Source organism: Humisphaera borealis (assembly GCF_015169395.1).
Classification (GTDB): Bacteria; Planctomycetota; Phycisphaerae; order Tepidisphaerales; family Tepidisphaeraceae; genus Humisphaera; species Humisphaera borealis.
This window is the reverse complement of sequence record NZ_CP063458.1, coordinates 3890112-3907521: the sequence shown is the minus strand read 5'-3', so window position 1 is coordinate 3907521 and position 17410 is coordinate 3890112. Positions and strand designations below refer to the sequence as shown.

The following is a 17410-nucleotide window of genomic DNA, read 5'->3' as shown; positions in this document are numbered from 1 at the left end:
CACATGGAGCGCGCCTTTTCGTGATTTCTCCGTGTTCTCAGTGTCCTCCGCGTGATCCGCGTTTTCTGGGCTAGTACCGCAGCTCCAGCCCGACGACGAAGTTCCGGCCCGCGCCATTGCTGCCCGAGCCATGGACGCGATAGTCCTCGTCGAACAGGTTCTCGCAGGCCAGGGTCAGCGTGGCGTTGGGGTTGATGGTCCATCCGGCGCGGAGGTGGTACAGCTCGTAACTGGGCGTACCGCCGGGCGGAATGCGCTGGGTGTCGGCTTTGTCGCCGCTCGAGAGTTGGTGCTGTGCCGCAACGATCTGAACTGCGCCCTCGACGAATACCCGCCGCGACGGGTCGTCCCACCGGATGCCCAGAAGCCCGTTGGTGGGGATGAGCCGGCTCGCCGGCTCGCGATCGACCTGCGGACCGGACGTGGGGAACTGGTCGATCTCGCCGTCCTGCCAGGACCCTGCGCCGAAGAACGTGAAGTCAGGGTGGAACCGGTACGACAGGCCCAATTCGATACCCTGGATGTAGCCGTCGCCGGCATTGGCCTTGGTGACCACGGCGCTGCTGCCGATCGTCGCGCCGGTGGGACGGCGGACGATCATGTCGTTGATGTCGGTGTAGAAGTATGCCGCCTGGAAGCCCCAGTTGTCCCACGCACCCTTGAAACCAATTTCGTAACTGACGAACTCTTCGGGGTCGAGCCCCGGTGCGGCGATCTCCAGTTCGCCGCTGCGGGCGATATCCAGCCGCGACAAGTCCGAGAGGTTCGGAGCGCGGAAACCCTGGCTCACCCCCGCGAATGCCGAAAGCTGATCCTTGACGATGAAATAGTTGCCGCGGATGGAGCCGACAAAGCTCGTCCAGTCCTGCTCCAGGCTCGCCGCGTCCCCGGTCGTGGGATCGACGTAGGAGCCGATGTCAGCGGCGGCATACGTGAAACGCCCGCCAAGGGTCAGGTCGAAACGGTCCCCGATCGGGATTCGGTCCTGGATGTAAAGGCCGAGAAGGTCGTAGTTGGCGTTGTCGCCGACCGGGCCCTGGATCGGGTTGGTGGAAGAACTGGAACTGACGCTGTCGCGGTAGTACTCCACGCCGTACGTCAACTCGCCGATCGGGGTCGGGCTGGTCAGTTGCAGGAGCAGGCCGAGGCTGCCGACGTCGGTTTCGGAGATCGAGCGGGCGCCGTTGCCGCGGATGCGGTCTTCGCTCTCGAACTGGTGGTGCCAGGAGACGCTGGCCATCACATTGCTGATCGCGCCCGTCAACTGGTCGGCGTGATACTGGACATAAGTCAGGTCGCGGTACTGGTCGAGGTCGCGCTGCAGGTCCGACCCATTGGTGCTGCCGGCAAAGTTGATTCCGTCGACGGTTGAATGCGTGCGCGGCGCGTTGTTCTGCTGATATCGCTGGTGGGCGAAGACGAGCCGCTGATTCGGCGTCAGGTTGTATTCGACCTTCAGGTCGCCGGACCATTCGTCATAGCTGGTCGCGTCCTGCTCGCCGATGTCCTTGCCGCCTTCGAGGTCGCCGTACTTCTTGTACGACCCCGCGGCATAGACGCCGACCTTCTGGCCGAACGTGACGGTGCCTTCAGGGTGAATGGTGTACGATTTTTCAGCCGACGCGGCGCGTTGGTAGAGGGCGGCACCGAACCGCGTGCCGTCGCCGTAGCCGGTCGGGCCCTTGGTGATGGAGTTGATCGTTCCGCCGATCGCGTCGGAACCGTAGAGCACCGACGCCGGCCCCTTGACGATCTCGAATCGGTCGACACCCAGGGCGTCGATCGTATTGAAGTACTGGTTGGGACCGTCTCGGAAGGTCGAATTGTTGAGCCGGATGCCGTCCACGAGCAGCAGCGTGCGAAAACCTGTGAAGCCGCGAATGAACGGAGAGCCCTGCCCGGGCCCGGTCTTCTGCGCCATCACCCCCGGAACCTCCGCGACGGCCTCGGTCGGCGTTCGATAGCCCCGTTCCGCGATCTGTTGCTGTCCGACCACGTCAACCGCATACGGACTCTTCAGTGGCGCTTCCGGGAGACGGGTTGCCGTAACGACAATCGGCTCGCCGATGAGAAACGATTGCGGTGCCCCGTCGCCGGCAGCCCGGACGGGCGTTGCCGTGGCAGGTGCGGTTTCGGCGGCCGCCTGCGAGGCTGGCCGGGTGGTGGGGGCCGTGTCCTGCGCAAGCGATGACGACGTCATCAGCGGCTGCCCGATCGCTGCGGTGATCGCACCGCAGAGGATCTTCCATTGTTTCTGAGATGCCGGCCGGTTGGATGCCGACGAACGTGCCACCTGAATTGACTTGCCCATGCCTCGCGCTCCCTGAGTTCCCGATCGCGGACTCAGCCCGTAGAGTCCGCATGGGTCGGGGTTATACGGAGTCGGGCATCAGCCTGCCTTGCTCGTGCAATTTCTGCCCGCCGGCAAGAGCAGCGATGCACTCGACGTATGCCCGTTTGGCGGCGGCCCGCGCGCCGGCGGATCGGGGGTAGCCACGGGCAGCGGAGTACCGCTACCCATGGCACCCGAACGACACGCCAGTACCAAAAACGCGCTACACCCTCGGGCGCGGGGATAGTCGTTTTCTGCTTGCAATTCTCGGCGTTAAACTTAACATATACCGTACATGCAATCCTGCCGACGTCGGACGTTTCTGGCGTTCGGTCGGGGTCGGCTTGCGCTACTTGGTGCCTGGTTGCCGCGGGTGTGATCCGTCGTCGGCCGGGGTGTCGGACTGGGCGGCGGGATGAGGCGGGTCGTGTGGCTCGCCGTAGTCGTGGCATTGGTTTGACTCGGACGATCCTTCGCAGCGCATGACGTTCTGAAGGAGACGCGCACGAAGTAAGCGGGCATGGAACGTGGCATCACGCCAGTCTCGTGCCGTTCCCGCTTACTTCGTGCGCGGCTCCCTCAGTGCGCCATGCGCGTTGGAGGATCGGGCCGAGTGGTCTTGTTTAGGGAGGTGGGACGGATACGCAGGACGCTGACGCCGGCGGTCGGCTCGGGTTCGTTTGGCGGAATCGAGATTGTCTTGGGTTCGTTCGGCGAGTTTCGACGTCGCTCGGGCGGAGTGCACCGGCGGTGCGACCGCTAATCAGGCAGTGCGGATCGATCTTGGGTTCGTTCGGCGGATCGGATGATCGCCTCGGGTTCGTTCGGCGGATGCCAGGAGCGAGCGTGACGTCTCGATCCATCAGGGTGCACCTGCGGTGCGACCGCTAATTGGGCGGCGCGGATCGATCTCGGGTTCGTTCGGCAAATCACGATCGCCCTGGGTTCGTTCGGCGGATCCCGGAACGAAAGCAAGGCACAAGGTCATTCTGCTGACCTTGTGCCTTGAGGCGCGTGAAACGCCAGCTTTTCGATCCGGTCGCGGTCGCTTACGCCACCTGCTCGGCGGACGGCGCGACGCGGTCGACGCGGCGCAACTGGGCCTTGCGGATTCGGCGCATCCGGCCGACGGTCTGCTGATCGACCGTCGCCTTTTTGGTCGGGTTGTCATTGGCGACGCGGATCGCATCGGACGCCTCGGCGGCGAAGAGGTCGGCGCCGATCTCTTCGGCCAGGCCTTCGGCCCGCTTGTAGATGCCGCCGCAGCACATGATCTGCATCTCCGGACAGCTGTTGACCTCGCGGAGGTAGTCGATGAGTTTGCGGACGGCGGGGACGCCGGCCGGGAGGGTACCGAACATGACGAGCAGTTCCGGGCGTTCGCTGCCGATGAGCGAGAGGACTTCGTCTTCCGGCACGCCGCCGCCGGCGAACTTGACGTTCCAGCCGTCGCACTCGAACAGGTCGGCACAGATCTGGCCGCCGAGCTCTTCGGGCTCGTCGTCGCCGCAGAAGATCAGGACCTTCTTGCCCTTGGGGGCCGACCGCGGCAGGCGGGCGGTGAGCTGGTCGGTCAGGGCGCGGTTCAGGCGGGTGGCGAGGTTGACGGCCGAGATCGTGATGCGGTCATCGCGATAGAGCTCCTGGACCTTTTCCATCGTCGGCCAGACGAGGTCGTTCAGGAGGTCGGCCGGGCTGATGCCGGCGGCAAGAGATTCCTCGACGATGCGACGGCACAGGTCGCGTTCGCCCTTGAGAAGGGGCTCGAGGTACTTCTGGGAGAGGGACGGGGTGACGTGGGTGCGGGACATCAGGGAACTCCGAAAGGTCGGGTGATCCTTAGTCGCCCCGCGTCACACAAACGCGATAGGCGACCGAAGGAGTTGGTCGGCATCCCGACCGGCGCCACATGTTAAACTGGGTAACTTGCGACAATTAGGGTATCGGAGTTGGCCGAAAAAATCTTTACCTATTTTAACATGCCAGCGGTCTATAGACTCGTAAGATCATACTTTTAATGGTTTTATATGCGAATGAGAACTTCCCGCGTGACGCCCACGGACAGCGGTCCGTGGGACCATCTGCAGTCACGCGACAGGCTCTCAGCGTTGGCCAGCTTACATCGCGAAGGAAGACCCACGGACTGCTGTCCGTGGGCGTTGTGGGTCGCTGGGGAACTGGTTGGGTGCCTGCGGTGCCTGCGATCGGTGCGCTCGGTGCCATATCACCCTGGCGCTTGCTTGATGAGGGATGCCTTCAGTTCCTCGATTCGGCTTTCGTCGAGGAAGTGCTCGACCCATTCGGCGGGGTCGTGCAGGTGATCGTCGGCCAGGCCAACTTCCTGGCGCAGGTACTGTTCCCAAAGTTCGTGGGCGCTGGCCAGCAGTTGAGCCCTGCGATGGCCGGCAGGGGTCAGGGTGATCTGCCCTTTGCCGGCACGGGCCCAGCCGCGGGAGATGACGCCACGAAGTGCGGCCTCGAAGTCGAACGACGGCATCTGCAGCAGTTCGCGCACGCGGGCCGAGGCAACGGACGTCGGAACCTGAGCCGGCATCGACGTTTCCGTGCCCTGCGGTTCGGACGATGGGTTTGCGGCAGTCGCGGGCGACGGCGACGTCAGCTCGTGCACGGTCTTGACGAGGTTCTCCTCGGCCATCGTCCGCCGAAGGCGCCTGCGAACGCGATACTGACTGAGAAGCCCACGTTTGGGCGCGACGAGCCAACTGACCAGGAACAGCCCGAACCCCGCCGACGAGATCGCCCCGCTCGCCGACGTGTTGAGGATCGACGGATGACTGAGCCAGTAGCCGATGGTCGTCGCCAGCAGTGCGTGCAAAGCGGCCAGCAGGAGCATGCGCTTCATGCGGTCGGTCCAGAGGCGGGCAGTTGCGCCGGGCGTGACGAGCAGCGCGACGGCAAGGATCGCGCCGACCGCTTCGAAGCTCGCGACCGTCGTCAGCGAGAGGACGGCCATGATCGTGTAATGGATGAACGTCGCCGGGATGCCCATGCTGCGGGCAAGCAGCGGATCGAACGTGCTGATGAGCAGTTGGCGGAAGAACAGGACCATCAGCAGCAGGATGCCGCCCAGGATGCACGCCATCGGGATGATTTTTTCCGGGGTGCGGATGAAGTACTCGACCTGCCCGTAGAGCACGCATCCGGGGTCGAGATCGGTCTGGCCGGCGAAGAGGTTGATCAGCACGACGCCGATCGCGAACAGCGTGGTGAAGACGATGCCAAGCGAGGCATCTTCCTTCACCCGGCTGTTGTCGCGGACCGCCTGCACGAGCACCGCCGCCGCCATGCCCATGGCGGTGGCGCCGACCAGGATCCAGGCCGACTGGAGAGACTTACCGATGAGAAAGCCGATCACGATGCCGGGAAGAACCGAATGGGCCAGCGCGTCGCCGAGCAGCGACAGCCCGCGCACGACGAGCCAGCAGCCGATCAGTGCCAGCGCCACCGACACCAGAGCACCCTCGACCAGGATAGGCCAGAAAGTCTCCAATCCGGGCTTATAGCCGTCGGGAGGGGAGCCGAGGATCCAGAGGAAAGGGTTCATAGAAAAGTCTGAACGCTGAATGCTGAATAAGAAATGCCCGTTAAAGCGAACTCGATCGACGTTCAGCACTCAGCATTCCGCATTCAGCATTGCCTTTACGGTATTGGCTTCCCATGCGGATCAGCCGTCGGGTAGTCGAGCATATGTTCGAGTTTCGCGAGCACATCGCGCGGCAGGATGTGCTCGATGTCTTCGGCGTCGGCATGCACATGGTCGCTGGCAATCTTCGCCTCCTGCGTCAGGAACAGTTCCCAGAGCCGGTGCGTCCGCACGACGTGGCGGGCCTCGGCGAAGCCTGCATCGGTCAGGATCATGGGATCGGGGCTCGACGGATCGACCCACCCGCGATGGGCGGCCAGACGCCAGTACTTGCGCACCGCTGCCGGCGTGGTGCCGCGGGCGCCGGCGGCATCGGAGACGCCGAATCGGCGGTCGGCGTTGTCGGGGACTTTTCCGCCGCCAGCCCGGCTTTCCATGATCAGGTAGAGCATGCGAAGGAGGTTCTCGGCCTGGGTACGGCGGCGGCGCTCCCACACCCGGCGGAGGCGCGGCAGCAGGCCGTGCCGTGGCGACAGCAGGAACGCCAAGCCGAACAGCGTGCCGCCGGCGATGACCATCAGCGATCCGGTGGGCATGTCGGCACCGAGCAGGCTGACGACCGCGCCGATCACTCCCGCCGCCGCCCCGAACATCGCCGCCAGCAGCACCATCCGGTGCAATCGGTCGGTAAGCAGGTAGGCGGTGGCGGCGGGCGTAACGAGCATCGCGGCCACCAGCACAACGCCGACGGCCTGAATGCTGATGACGATCGCAACGGTAACGAGGCCGGTCATCATCGTTTCGATCGCCTTGACCGGCAGGCCGATGCTGACAGCAAACCCTTCATCAAACGCCCAGGCCGCGAGCGATCGCCACGCCAGCGCCACACAGGCCAGCGACACCGCGGCGACGACCGCCATGTAGATGACGTCCGTCGCGGAGATGCCGGCGATCTGCCCGAAGAGGAACTTGTCGAGGCCGGCCTGTCCCGGGTAGCGGGCGGCGTTGTTCTGGATGTGTTTCAGCAGCAGGATGCCCAGGCCATAGAACCCGGTGAAAACGACGCCGATGCACTCGCCGGCCTTGAGCTGGGTGGTCCGCTGAAGGACCGCGATCAATGCCGCCGCCAGGAGACCCGCGACAAGCGCCCCGAGCAGCAAGGCCGGCGTGCTGCGGGCACCCGCCGCGAGAAAACCGAGGAACACGCCCGGCAGCACCGCATGGCCGACGGCGTCGCCGAGCAGGCTCTGGCGGCGCAGGATCAGGAAGCACCCGAGCACGCCGCAGGTGACGCCGAGCAGAATCGCCGCCAGCACGACCAGGTCCGTCGTGCCGATCCGGTCGTCCACCAGTTCACGGGCGAACCGGGCCAGGTGCGAGTACCAGGGCTCTGCGGTTTCGAATCGGGCAGCGAGAAACCGAGACCGAAGAAAAGTCGCCACGGATGAACACAGATGGGCACAGATGGGAGACATGATGTTCACCGAGCATTTCTCTTATCCGTGTTCATCCGTGTCCATCCGTGGCAAGTCCAGTTCATAGTCCCGTCGGAAGGTGGCCATGCTTACTGCCTTTGCCATTTTTAGCGGTCGCTTGTCCGCGCTCGGCTTCGGCGACAGCCTCGGCGACATCGGCGAGGATCGTCAGTCGTCCGCCGTAGGTCTTCTGGAGCAGTGCCTCCGTGAAGACTTCATCCGTCGGTCCGAAAGCGACCAGCCGCATGTTCAGCAGCACGAGCATGTCGAAGTACTGTCGGGCGGTTTGCAGGTCGTGGTTCACCACCAGCACGGTTTTGCCGGCGGCACGGAGGTCCTGCAGCAGCTCGACGATCGCAGACTCCGTCGCGGCATCGACGCCGGCGAAAGGCTCATCCATCAGATAGACGTCGGCTTCCTGCACCAGCGCACGCGCCAGGAACACCCGCTGCTGCTGACCGCCGGACAGGTTACTGATCTGGCGACTGGCGTAGGCATTCATGCCGACTTTGTTCAGCGCGGCGCGTGCGCGATCGCGATCGGCGCTGCCGATTCGCTTATACCAGGGCATCGCGCCGTAGCGGCCCATGAGCACGACATCGATCGCCGTCACCGGAAACGTCCAGTCGACACTTTCGCGCTGGGGCACGTAGGCGATCCGCCCGAGCTGCGATGCCACCGGCCGGCCGAACACCTGCACCCAGCCGCTGGAGAGCGGGATGAGGCCCATGACCGACTTGATGAGCGTGCTCTTGCCCGCGCCGTTGGGGCCGATGATGCCAACCAGTTTGCCGGCGGGAATCGCGACATCCACGTTCCAGAGGACGGGCTTGCGATGATAGCTCACCGTCAGGTCGTGGACTTCAAGAGCGGGGGGATTGGAGGGGGCAGGTGTCACTGGTTACTTGTCGCTTCTCGCTCGTTACTTACAACACGCTACTTGTTACTTGAGCGCGGCGACGATCGTGTCGACGTTGTAGCGCACCATACCTTCATACGTCTCGACGGCATACCCTTTGTGTTCTCCGGCGCCGCCCATCGCGTCGCTATAGAGTTCGCCGCCGAGCTTGACGTCCCAACCGCGGGCACGGCAGTCGGCGATGACGCGCTCGATCGTCTTTGGGCTGACGGACGACTCGACGAAGACCGCCTTGATCTTGCCGGCGACGATGAACTCCGCCGCCTGGTTGATCTCCCGCAGGCCGGCCTCGGTTTCGGTGCTGATCCCCTGCAGCCCTCTGACGTCAATGTCGTAAGCCTGGCCGAAATAACTGTAGGCGTCATGGCTGGTGATCAGGACGCGCTGTTTCCGGGGGATGCCGGCAAGCTTGGCTTTGACCTCGGCATGCAGCGCGTCCAGGCTCGCCACGAACGCCGCGCCATTGGCCTTGTACACTGCGGCGCCGGCGGTGTCTTTGGCCGACAGGTGCTCCGTGACGGCCGCAGCCGCCGTCGCCCAGATGCTGACGTCGAACCAGATGTGCGGATCGTGCGCACCGCCTTCGCCGGCCTTCCAGCCGAGAAGGCGCGACTCGGGGACGGCGGCGGCGACGGCGTGCGATTTGTCGCGCATCTGCTCTTCGAACAGATCGACCATCTTTCCTTCAAGGTGCAGGCCGTTGTAGAAAACGATCGCCGCGCCGGAAAGGTCGGCGATATCTCCGGGCGTGGGCTTATAGGTGTGCGGATCGACGCCGGGCCCCATGATGACTTTGACATCAACCCGATCGCCGCCGACACGCTTGACCATGTCGCCGACCATGGTGGTCGTGCAGACGACCCGGAGCTTTCCGCCGGTGGCAGGCGTAACGCCCTGTTTGCAACCGGAGGACAGCAGGCCCATCGCAAGAACAAGAACTGCAATCGAGAGCGTCGTTTTCATTGTGGCACCGAATTACGTCTGTTTGTAGCGCCGCCGCGATCGCCTTTAGAGGCGGAACGACATACCGGCAAAGATCCGCAGGTCGTCTGCGGCGGAGTTCAGCCCGGCCTCGGCTCCGCAGTCGAGCAGGACGTTGTCACTCAACTGGTACGTCAGCCCACCGCCGAGAGACGCCTGGTATTCGCCGTCCCCGTCGATCGGCTGGACACCGACATACTCGATGTAGCCGGCGAACGGGCCACTGATCTCCCGGCTGAGCGACGCGGTATGGACGAATAGCGTGTCGTAGCCGCCCCTGCCGTCGCGGACCCAGTCGAACTCGGCCATGACGGTCAGCGAGAATTCCGCAGGAAGGGGAAGGATGAGCGGAACGATCACGCCCCACTCCAGGTGGTCGTCGTTGCTGAAGGCGTCGGCACCGGTGGGGAGCTGGATGAACGGCATGACCGCCAGCGCGGTTTCGCCGAAGAAGCCGTCGCCGCCGTCGTTGCCCCAGAGGTTCACCTTCAGCCGGACCTGGGTGTCGCCATGGCCGGCGTCGGACGTCCCGGCCGACTGGGTACGGAGATAGGGATTGACGACCAACTGCAGGTCGGCGTTGTTGGTCAGGCCGATCTTCAGGTTCGTCGGCAGGATGGCGAGTTCCTCGGAGCCCCCTTCCTTTCTCCATTCGCCGAAGCTGAGTTCGAACTGGTAGTGGCCGGCATCGAGGGTGAAAGGGCTCTCGGTGGTGTCAGGCCGGTCGGGCGCCATTTCCCGCATCATGTCCGCGGGTGTCGGCGAGAAGAGGTTGTACGCCGACTTATCGACAAACTTCCGGGGTTCAGGACCGGCCGCCTGGCCGAAGACGCCTGCCGTCGACAGCAGGGTGACAGAGGCGACCGATAAGAACTGCCGAAGAAGACCTGGTGCGCGCGGATGGGATGACATGCGAGACTCCTTTCGATTTTGAGTGCTCAAAGTTAGACATAATATCGATCAAAAGGTAATATTCGTCAAGGTTGGTTTTCCTGTTTGAGTTATCGGAAGTCAGTCCGGCGAGACGATGCCCAGCATTACGGTCGAAAACTACGTCAAGCAGATCTACCTGGAGCAGCAGCAGACCGGAAGCGGTCGGGTGCCGATGGGGCGGCTGGCGGCGGCGATGGGCGTGGTGCCCGGGACCGTGACCGCCATGGTCAAAGCCCTGGGAGACTCCGACCTGGTGGACTACGAGCCCCGCGGGGGTGTGCGCCTCAGCCGCGCCGGGGAACAACTTGCCCTGCACGTCCTGCGTCGCCACCGGCTGGTCGAATTATTCCTGGTCAAGGTGCTGGGCCTGGACTGGTCGCAGGTGCATGCCGAGGCCGAAGAGCTTGAGCATGTCATCAGTGACAGGGTGCTGGAACGAATTGACGCGCTGCTCGGCCACCCCACGGTCGACCCGCACGGCGATCCGATCCCGTCGGCCAAAGGAAAGGTCGATACCAGCCGCCCCTCCAGCCTGGCGGACTGTCCCATCCGCGTGCCGCTGCGCATAGCGAGAATCCTCGATCAGGACGTGGGGTTCCTGGTGTTCGTCGAAAAGTGCGGCCTGATGCCCGGCGTTACGATCACCGTGCAGTCTCGCGATACCGCCGCCGATGCCGTCGTGGTCAAGCCCGACGGTCGTAAGCCGATCACCATCGGCAGCGCGGCCGCGGAGAAGATTCTGGCCGAGTGATCGGCAACCGAAAGGCGAAGCAGACGTGCAGGCCGCGGGCTATTGAATCTCCACCTTCCGGGCCGGCGCTTCTTCGATTTCGCCGGCGGTGAACTGTTCGATCAGACGGTTGACCTGCGCCGACTGCTCGTCATGCACCCAGGCACCCGCCTCCTCGATCACCCGAAGGTTGCACCGGCGGGCCATCGCGACCAATCGCACGCTGTGTTCGACCGGCGTAGGCCTGGCCTGACGTCCCCAGATCAGCAGGATGCGGCTGGCGACTTTCGGGAGCGACTTCAACAGCGGCCAGTCGAGATACCCGACAAGCAGCCCAGCATAGGCGTACATCGATCCTTCCCGACGCGCATTGGCCCGGACCAGTTCCACAAGCGGCTTGGTCACCGCCTTGGGGTTGTGAAAGCAACCCAGCAGGTACTGCGATAGCGAGTAGCTGCTGGTGACGGTTTCATAAAAACCGCTACCGAGCCCTCGCGTGGCCAGGGAGAAATGTCGTATCGGAACGGCCCACCGGGGCAAGTCCAATCCCGTCGGCTCGCTGCGTGGGCAGATGAATACGATGTATCCGAAGAGGCAGACATCCTCCGACGCCGCCTGGCTTACGTAAGCGCAGCTCAATCCCGCAGCCACGACATCCGTGCGCTGCCGGATCACCTCACGGCAGAAATCCTGGATGAGGTCAATGTACAGCCGGGCGGTATACCGGCGGCGGGGGGCATCGCTGTCCCCGAAGCCGAGCAGATCGATCGCGTAAACCGTGTGGGTTCGTGCGAGGTAGTCGACATTGCGCCGAAACTCCTGATGGCTGGCCCCCGGGTAAATGTTATGAATCAGAAGAATCGGGTCGCCGAGACCCTTCTTCTCGTAGTGCACATTGTTTCGCCTCCAGATGTGGTAGTTTGAGGCCATCTCGTCTGACTCTCAGATTCGCGCATGTTCGTGGTCCTGTGAATCTACACAAAAACCCGCCGCTTCGACCACAAAGGATCGTAGGCGGCGGGTCAAAATCGGCGAGGAAACTGCGATTGCTTCTTGGCGAACCGGCGATTCCTGTCGGCGTCCGGTCAGATTCTCTCCGCCGCAACCAGGTCCTCGTATGTTTCGCGCCTGCGAATGATCTTGTAGGTCGATCCGTCCACCAGCACCTCGGCAATTCGCGGACGGTTGTTGTAGTTGCTGCTCATCGCGAAGCCGTAAGCGCCGGCCGTGAAAACGGCCAACAGGTCGCCACGTTGAGTCTTCGGTAGTGAGCGGTCCTTCGCCAGGTAGTCGCCGCTCTCACAGATCGGGCCGACCACATCCACCACTTCCCCGTCCACCGGCAGGCGATCGGCGTTGCGGTCGGGGAAGAGATTCTTCGCGTCCGGCTTGACCGGCCAGACGTGGTGATAACTCTCGTACAGCGTCGGACGAATCAGGTCATTCATGCCGGCGTCGACGATGACGAAGTTCTTCGGCCCGCTCACCTTCCGGTAGAGCACTTTGGTGAGAAGGATTCCGGAGTTGCCAGAGATGTACCGTCCCGGCTCCAGCGCGATCTTGTAAGGCTTGCCCTTGAGCATCGGTACCAGCGCCTTGGCGTGCTCGGTCACCGGCAGTGCCTGGTCGGGCGTCTTGTAGTTCACGGCAAATCCGCCGCCAAGATCGAGCCATTCGATCTTGTGGCCTCGCCCGGTCAGCGTGTCGATCAGCTCGATCACCTTCGCGACCGCGTCAATGTACGGCTGCACTTCGTACACCGGCGATCCGATGTGAATGTGAATCCCGCCGACGTGCAGGTTCTTCAGGTTCCGGTACGTCTCGAAGAACGTTTCGGCCCGGTCGATGTCAACGCCGAACTTGTTGCCCTTGCGGCCGGTCGTGGTCTTGGCGTGGGTCTTGGCGTCGACGTCGGGGTTCACGCGAAGCGCACCGATCGCCTTCTTTCCCATTTCGCCGGCGATGCGGTCGATGTTTTCGATCTCGGCTTCCGACTCGATGTTGAATGCGGCGATGCCGACATTGATCGCGTCGCGGATCTCGTCGTCGGTCTTGCCGACGCCGGCGTAGATCATCTTCTTCGGGTCCCCGCCGGCCGCCAGCGCGCGAAAGAGCTCACCGCCGCTGGTCACGTCGAAGCCGCATCCGGCTTCGGCGAGCACCTTGCACAGGTTGATATTGCCGTTGCTCTTGACCGAGTAACAGACGGTGGGGTTGAGTTCCTTGAAAGAGTCGGCGACCTGCCGGTAGTGGTGCAGCAGCGTGGCTTTTGAGTACACATAGCACGCCGTGCCGACTTCGGCGGCGATCTTCGCAGCCGGTACACCTTCGCAAAACAGTTCGCCGTTCTTGTAGTTGAAGAAATCCATGGGGCCGAGAAGTGTAGCGAGGAAGAAGGCGTCGGGCGAGTGGGAGGCGTGCCGGGGCAGACGAGTCGATGCGTGTCGCGGTCGCCGCCCCTCCCGTACGTGTCACCTCTTTCCAGGGCGGGACGAGTGGTGACGGACGCTTAAGGCCGGGCGTTGCTTGTTTCCCGGATGTCACGCTTCGTTTACGCTCGGCATCGAACCAACGCTCGAACTACTTTACGGAACCTGATCTCTTATGGCTCGACCCATCCTCATCATCAGTGGCACCAACCGGCCCGGCTCCAATACGCGCAAGATCGCGAATGTCGTCCTCGGGCATTACCAGCGGCTCAACATCGCGGCAGAGATCTACAGCCTGGAAGACCTCCCGCCTGAAATCTTCTCGTCGGCGTGCTACATGGCCAAGCCGGCGTCGTTCGTCTCGGTGCAGGACCGCGTGCTGCACGCGGCAGGGCTGCACGTGGTCACGCCGGAATACAACGGCGGGTTCCCGGGTGTGCTGAAGTACTTTATCGACATGCTGAAGTTCCCCGAGAGCTTCGAGAGCAAGCCGGTGGCGTTCACGGGTGTGGCGGCGGGGCTGTGGGGAGCGTTCCGGCCGATCGAGCAGTTGCAGATGATCTTCGGCTACCGCAATGCCTATCAGTTTCCGGATCGGGTGTTCATCCCACTGGTCACCGGCAAGCTGACCGCCGAGGGCACGCTGAAGGACGCCGACATCGACACCCGGCTGGCCAAGCAGGCCGAAGGCTTTGCGAAGTTCGCGCACAAGTTCGCCTGACCGACCTGACCGACCCGCGGTGGTCGGCCGGTGCGGGCGGCCACCGCGGTCGGCGGAAGGCAGCGTCAGCGGCGCTGAATGCGCCATAGCAGCGTGGTGGCGATCACCAGGTTCACCACGTTGCCGGTCCAGATCAATGCGATCCCGTACTTCAGCGGGTTCGGCTTGCTCTCGAACTGGAACGGCACGGCGTGGCACATCTGCTGGCCGGCGACGATCAGCGTGATGCACAACAGCGCCGGCACGAAGCTGACGGCAAACGCGGTGAGGAAGTTTCCGCTGCGGAACATCATGCCCAGGGTCGCGCCGACCATCACCAGGATCAGGCAACTGGTGGAGAAGCTCAGTCGCCCCATCGCCTCGGCCCAGATGTTGTTGTTCAGGACGATCAGCTCGCGTCGCAGGCGGTCGCGGTCGGCGCGGGGGATTTCTTCGGAGTGGGTGTAGGCGTTGAGCTTGCGATGCTTGAGACCCTGGATCTCCAACGGCATCCTGACCTCGATGACGTCGGAGTAGTTGCCGCTGACCGGCCGGGTGCTGGCCGCACCGGGGGACCGGCCGTAAAGCTCGATCGTGACGACGATGGCGGAATGCTCGTTGTCGGGCCGGGCGCGGATGCGGAGCTCGCGGGCCCACTGGAAGGACCGGGTTTCGGTGCCCTCCTTGCGCTCGAACATAATGGTGCTGGGGCCGCCTGCCGGCACCGAGACTTCGTCGGCGGCGGCCGGGTCGATGACCGCCGGCGGGGCGGCGGGATCCAGGCTGACCGTGACGGTGGACTTGTCATCGCGCGATTTGAACTGCACGAACCGCTGGCCGTTGAGCTTGCCCTGCAGGTCGGTCAGGAAACGCCGGGTCTGGTCGCGGCGTAGAAAGTCGGCGATGTACGACGCGATTTTGCGGCTTTCCTCGGGCTTGTCGTAGAGCAGTTTGAGCCGGCCGACGTCCATGAACTTCGTGTCTTCCTTGATGGGGGAGGGGATCATGAGCGGCCCGAACTGGGTGAGCTCGATGCCGATCTGCGTACCGCCGCTGAACTCGCGCGGATACTTGATGCCCCCTTCCAGCCCGATAATCAGCGAGACCTGGTCGTCCTCCCGCTCGCGAATGTCGATGGTCGCCGAGCGGGCCATCATGAACTCCCGGGGCACGCGGAGCGACTTGTTCTTGTCGTCGATTTTGGGTGCCGGCGGTGCTTTGGTGCCGGCGGCGGGTTTGGTCGCGGGTGCCTCGGGCTTGTCCGGCTTCTCGTACTGCACGAACGAGACGCCTTCCAGCACCACCTGCTGGCGGTTGGGGTCACTGGGATCGGGCGGCGGAAGGTAGGCCTTCTGCGCGAAGATGTTGACCCCGCCGAATCGTATCTCGTGGGTGCGGTCGATCTTCGTCGCGATCAGCTTGGCCATGTTGGAATAGACGACCCGTTCGACTTTGAGCGTGTAGGTGGGAACCAGGAAGCAGAGAAAAACCAGGCTGATGACGGCGACGAGAATGCCGAACAGCAGCGCGGGGAACGACATGCCGAACACCGGTCCCAGACCGATGCCGCCGGCGCGGCAGGCGGTCAGCTCGTTGTCGGCGCTAAGCCGGCCGTAGACGACAGAGGTCGCAAACAGCGCCGCGATCGGAAGCGAGTACGCGAGCATCGCCGGCGTGAAATAGAACAGCATCTGCCCGATTTGCGCCGGGTCCAGGCCCTGTTGGGTGAGGGGCCGCAGGAGCCCGCCGAAGCTCATGATGCCCGCCAGCGTGCCGGAGGTCATCACGAAGATCTTCAGCAGGTCGCGGAAGACGTACCAGAAAAGGGTTCGACCCATGAAGCCACAACCTCGTGTTGTCGTAGCACAGGCTTCCAGCCTGTGGCAATCAGCGGCGGCCGCGCGTGCATCACAGGCCGGTAGCCTGCGCGACAGGGCGCGGCGTTTTGGCAAGTAGCTTCTTCACCACTGCCGAGAACTTCGCGATCCCCGGTTCGATCTGGTCGGGATGCACCGACCCGTAACAGATCCGCAGATGGTTCTGCGGGACGTGCCCGTCTTCGTCGGGCTGGAACGCGTATTCGCCGGGCACGTAAATGACGCCGGCATCCACCGCCGCCCCGAAGAGCGGCCCGGTGCGCGACGTATCGATCGAAGGAGGCAGCGTAAGCCAGACGTACAGGCCGCCGTGGGTATGCGTCCAATGAATCGGGTGCTCGGCATCGGGAAGATCATCCGAAGGGCTTCCCGCGCCGTCGCCGCCGCGACCGAAGTACTTTTTCAATGCCGCCAGCACGAGGTCCCGCTTCCTGCGATACACGCCGCGCAGCACTTCCGCGTGCTTCAGGTATGAGCCGTCGGCCAACGCCTCGGCGGCGATGTGCATGTTCAGGCTGCTGGACCCGAAGTCGTGATTTCCCTTCTGGGCGATCACCGCGTGCGCCAGGTCTTTCGGCATGACCGTGTAACCGAGCTTGATGCCCGGGGCGAACGGCTTGCTGAAAGTATAGCTGCTGGCGACGAACTGATTGGTGGTGTCGTAGCTCTTGATCGACCGCTCGACCGGACCGTCATACCGAAGTTCGCGATAGGCCGCGTCTTCCATGAGCAGGATGCGGTGGGTGCGGCTGTACTTTTTGACCAGTTCCAGCAGCCGCGGCCGCCGGTCGGCAGAAAGCGTCAGGCCCGTGGGGTTCTGATAGAAACTGGTGCAGTAGATCAACTTAAGCCGACTGATCTCGCCGCTGCGGTCGAGCTTTTCGAGCAGTTTCGCGACGGCATCGACGTCCATGCCGTGCTGGTCCATCGGGACGGCCATCACATGGGCCCCGAGGGATTGCAGGGTGCCGGTATAGACGAAGTAGCTTGGATTGGCGGCGATGACGATGTCGCCGGGGTTTACCAGGATGTCGCCGATCAGGTACAGCGCCTGCTGCGAGCCGGTGGTGACGACGATCTCATCGGGCCCGTAGCCCAGCTTTTCGACCGGCGTTTCCTCCAGGCTGGCCAGGTGCTTCAGGCACTGCCGACGGAGGTCGTTCAGACCCAGGGTGGTGTCATACTGCAAGGCGCGCCGGCCGCGGTCGACATCCGACAGGATGCGCCGGGTGATCTCCAGGCACTCTTCCACCGGCAGCGACCAGGGGTCCACCAGCCCCGCGGCAAAGTTAACCAGAGACGGATTCCGCATCGCCTCGGCGATCAGAAAGCTGATCGGCGAGTCCTTGGTGCGCTTGGCCTTATCAGACCAGGCGAGGGGGAGCGGGATGGGCGATCCTTCAGTCATAAGTGATTGCTCGAAAACGGCA

13 protein-coding genes are annotated in these 17410 nt (G+C 63.5%); 2 read left to right on the top strand and 11 right to left on the bottom strand.

Going from position 1 to position 17410, the window contains the following annotated elements; all coding sequences use genetic code 11:
* Positions 1–70: 70 nt before the first annotated feature.
* The 7 genes from IPV69_RS14570 to IPV69_RS14540 form a co-directional block, all read right to left on the bottom strand.
* Positions 71–2311, bottom strand: coding sequence for a TonB-dependent receptor (locus IPV69_RS14570; RefSeq protein WP_206290416.1), 2241 nt, complete (start codon positions 2309–2311; stop codon positions 71–73).
* 1070 nt (positions 2312–3381) lie between these two features.
* Positions 3382–4143: a cobalamin B12-binding domain-containing protein gene (locus IPV69_RS14565; protein ID WP_206290415.1), complete on the bottom strand. Its 762-nt coding sequence runs from the start codon at positions 4141–4143 to the stop codon at positions 3382–3384.
* A gap of 413 nt (positions 4144–4556) precedes the next feature.
* Positions 4557–5897 (bottom strand): metal ABC transporter permease, encoded by a 1341-nt coding sequence (locus IPV69_RS14560; RefSeq protein ID WP_206290414.1) that lies wholly within the window; start codon positions 5895–5897, stop codon positions 4557–4559.
* Positions 5898–5992: 95 nt separating this feature from the next.
* On the bottom strand, positions 5993–7411 hold the full coding sequence (locus IPV69_RS14555) for a metal ABC transporter permease (RefSeq protein ID WP_206290413.1): 1419 nt from the start codon (positions 7409–7411) through the stop codon (positions 5993–5995).
* Positions 7412–7472: 61 nt separating this feature from the next.
* Complete coding sequence (locus IPV69_RS14550) at positions 7473–8309, bottom strand: metal ABC transporter ATP-binding protein (protein WP_206290412.1); 837 nt, start codon at positions 8307–8309, stop codon at positions 7473–7475.
* Positions 8310–8354: 45 nt separating this feature from the next.
* A complete protein-coding gene (locus tag IPV69_RS14545; protein ID WP_206290411.1) occupies positions 8355–9293 on the bottom strand; it encodes a metal ABC transporter solute-binding protein, Zn/Mn family in 939 nt (312 codons plus the stop codon).
* A gap of 45 nt (positions 9294–9338) precedes the next feature.
* Positions 9339–10223: a transporter gene (locus IPV69_RS14540; RefSeq protein ID WP_206290410.1), complete on the bottom strand. Its 885-nt coding sequence runs from the start codon at positions 10221–10223 to the stop codon at positions 9339–9341.
* 115 nt (positions 10224–10338) lie between these two features.
* Between IPV69_RS14540 and IPV69_RS14535 the strand changes: the two genes are divergently transcribed.
* Positions 10339–10995, top strand: coding sequence for a metal-dependent transcriptional regulator (locus IPV69_RS14535; protein WP_206290409.1), 657 nt, complete (start codon positions 10339–10341; stop codon positions 10993–10995).
* A gap of 39 nt (positions 10996–11034) precedes the next feature.
* Here the strand turns inward: IPV69_RS14535 and IPV69_RS14530 are convergent, their stop codons facing one another.
* Together IPV69_RS14530 and lysA are read right to left on the bottom strand one after the other, a co-directional pair.
* A complete protein-coding gene (locus IPV69_RS14530) occupies positions 11035–11904 on the bottom strand; it encodes an alpha/beta fold hydrolase (protein WP_206290408.1) in 870 nt (289 codons plus the stop codon).
* Positions 11905–12059: 155 nt separating this feature from the next.
* Positions 12060–13343, bottom strand: coding sequence for a diaminopimelate decarboxylase (gene lysA / locus IPV69_RS14525; RefSeq protein ID WP_206290407.1), 1284 nt, complete (start codon positions 13341–13343; stop codon positions 12060–12062).
* 235 nt (positions 13344–13578) lie between these two features.
* Between lysA and IPV69_RS14520 the strand changes: the two genes are divergently transcribed.
* Positions 13579–14124 carry an NADPH-dependent FMN reductase gene (locus tag IPV69_RS14520; RefSeq protein WP_206290406.1) on the top strand — a complete coding sequence of 182 codons (546 nt, stop codon included), beginning with the start codon at positions 13579–13581 and terminating at the stop codon, positions 14122–14124.
* A gap of 65 nt (positions 14125–14189) precedes the next feature.
* On the opposite strand, the gene IPV69_RS14515 is transcribed toward IPV69_RS14520, so the two are convergent.
* Both IPV69_RS14515 and IPV69_RS14510 read right to left on the bottom strand, forming a co-directional pair.
* The gene (locus tag IPV69_RS14515; RefSeq protein WP_206290405.1) at positions 14190–15941 is read right to left on the bottom strand and encodes an LptF/LptG family permease; all 1752 of its coding nucleotides are present in this window, start codon (positions 15939–15941) and stop codon (positions 14190–14192) included.
* Positions 15942–16011: 70 nt separating this feature from the next.
* On the bottom strand, positions 16012–17388 hold the full coding sequence (locus IPV69_RS14510; protein WP_206290404.1) for an aminotransferase-like domain-containing protein: 1377 nt from the start codon (positions 17386–17388) through the stop codon (positions 16012–16014).
* Positions 17389–17410: the final 22 nt, after the last annotated feature.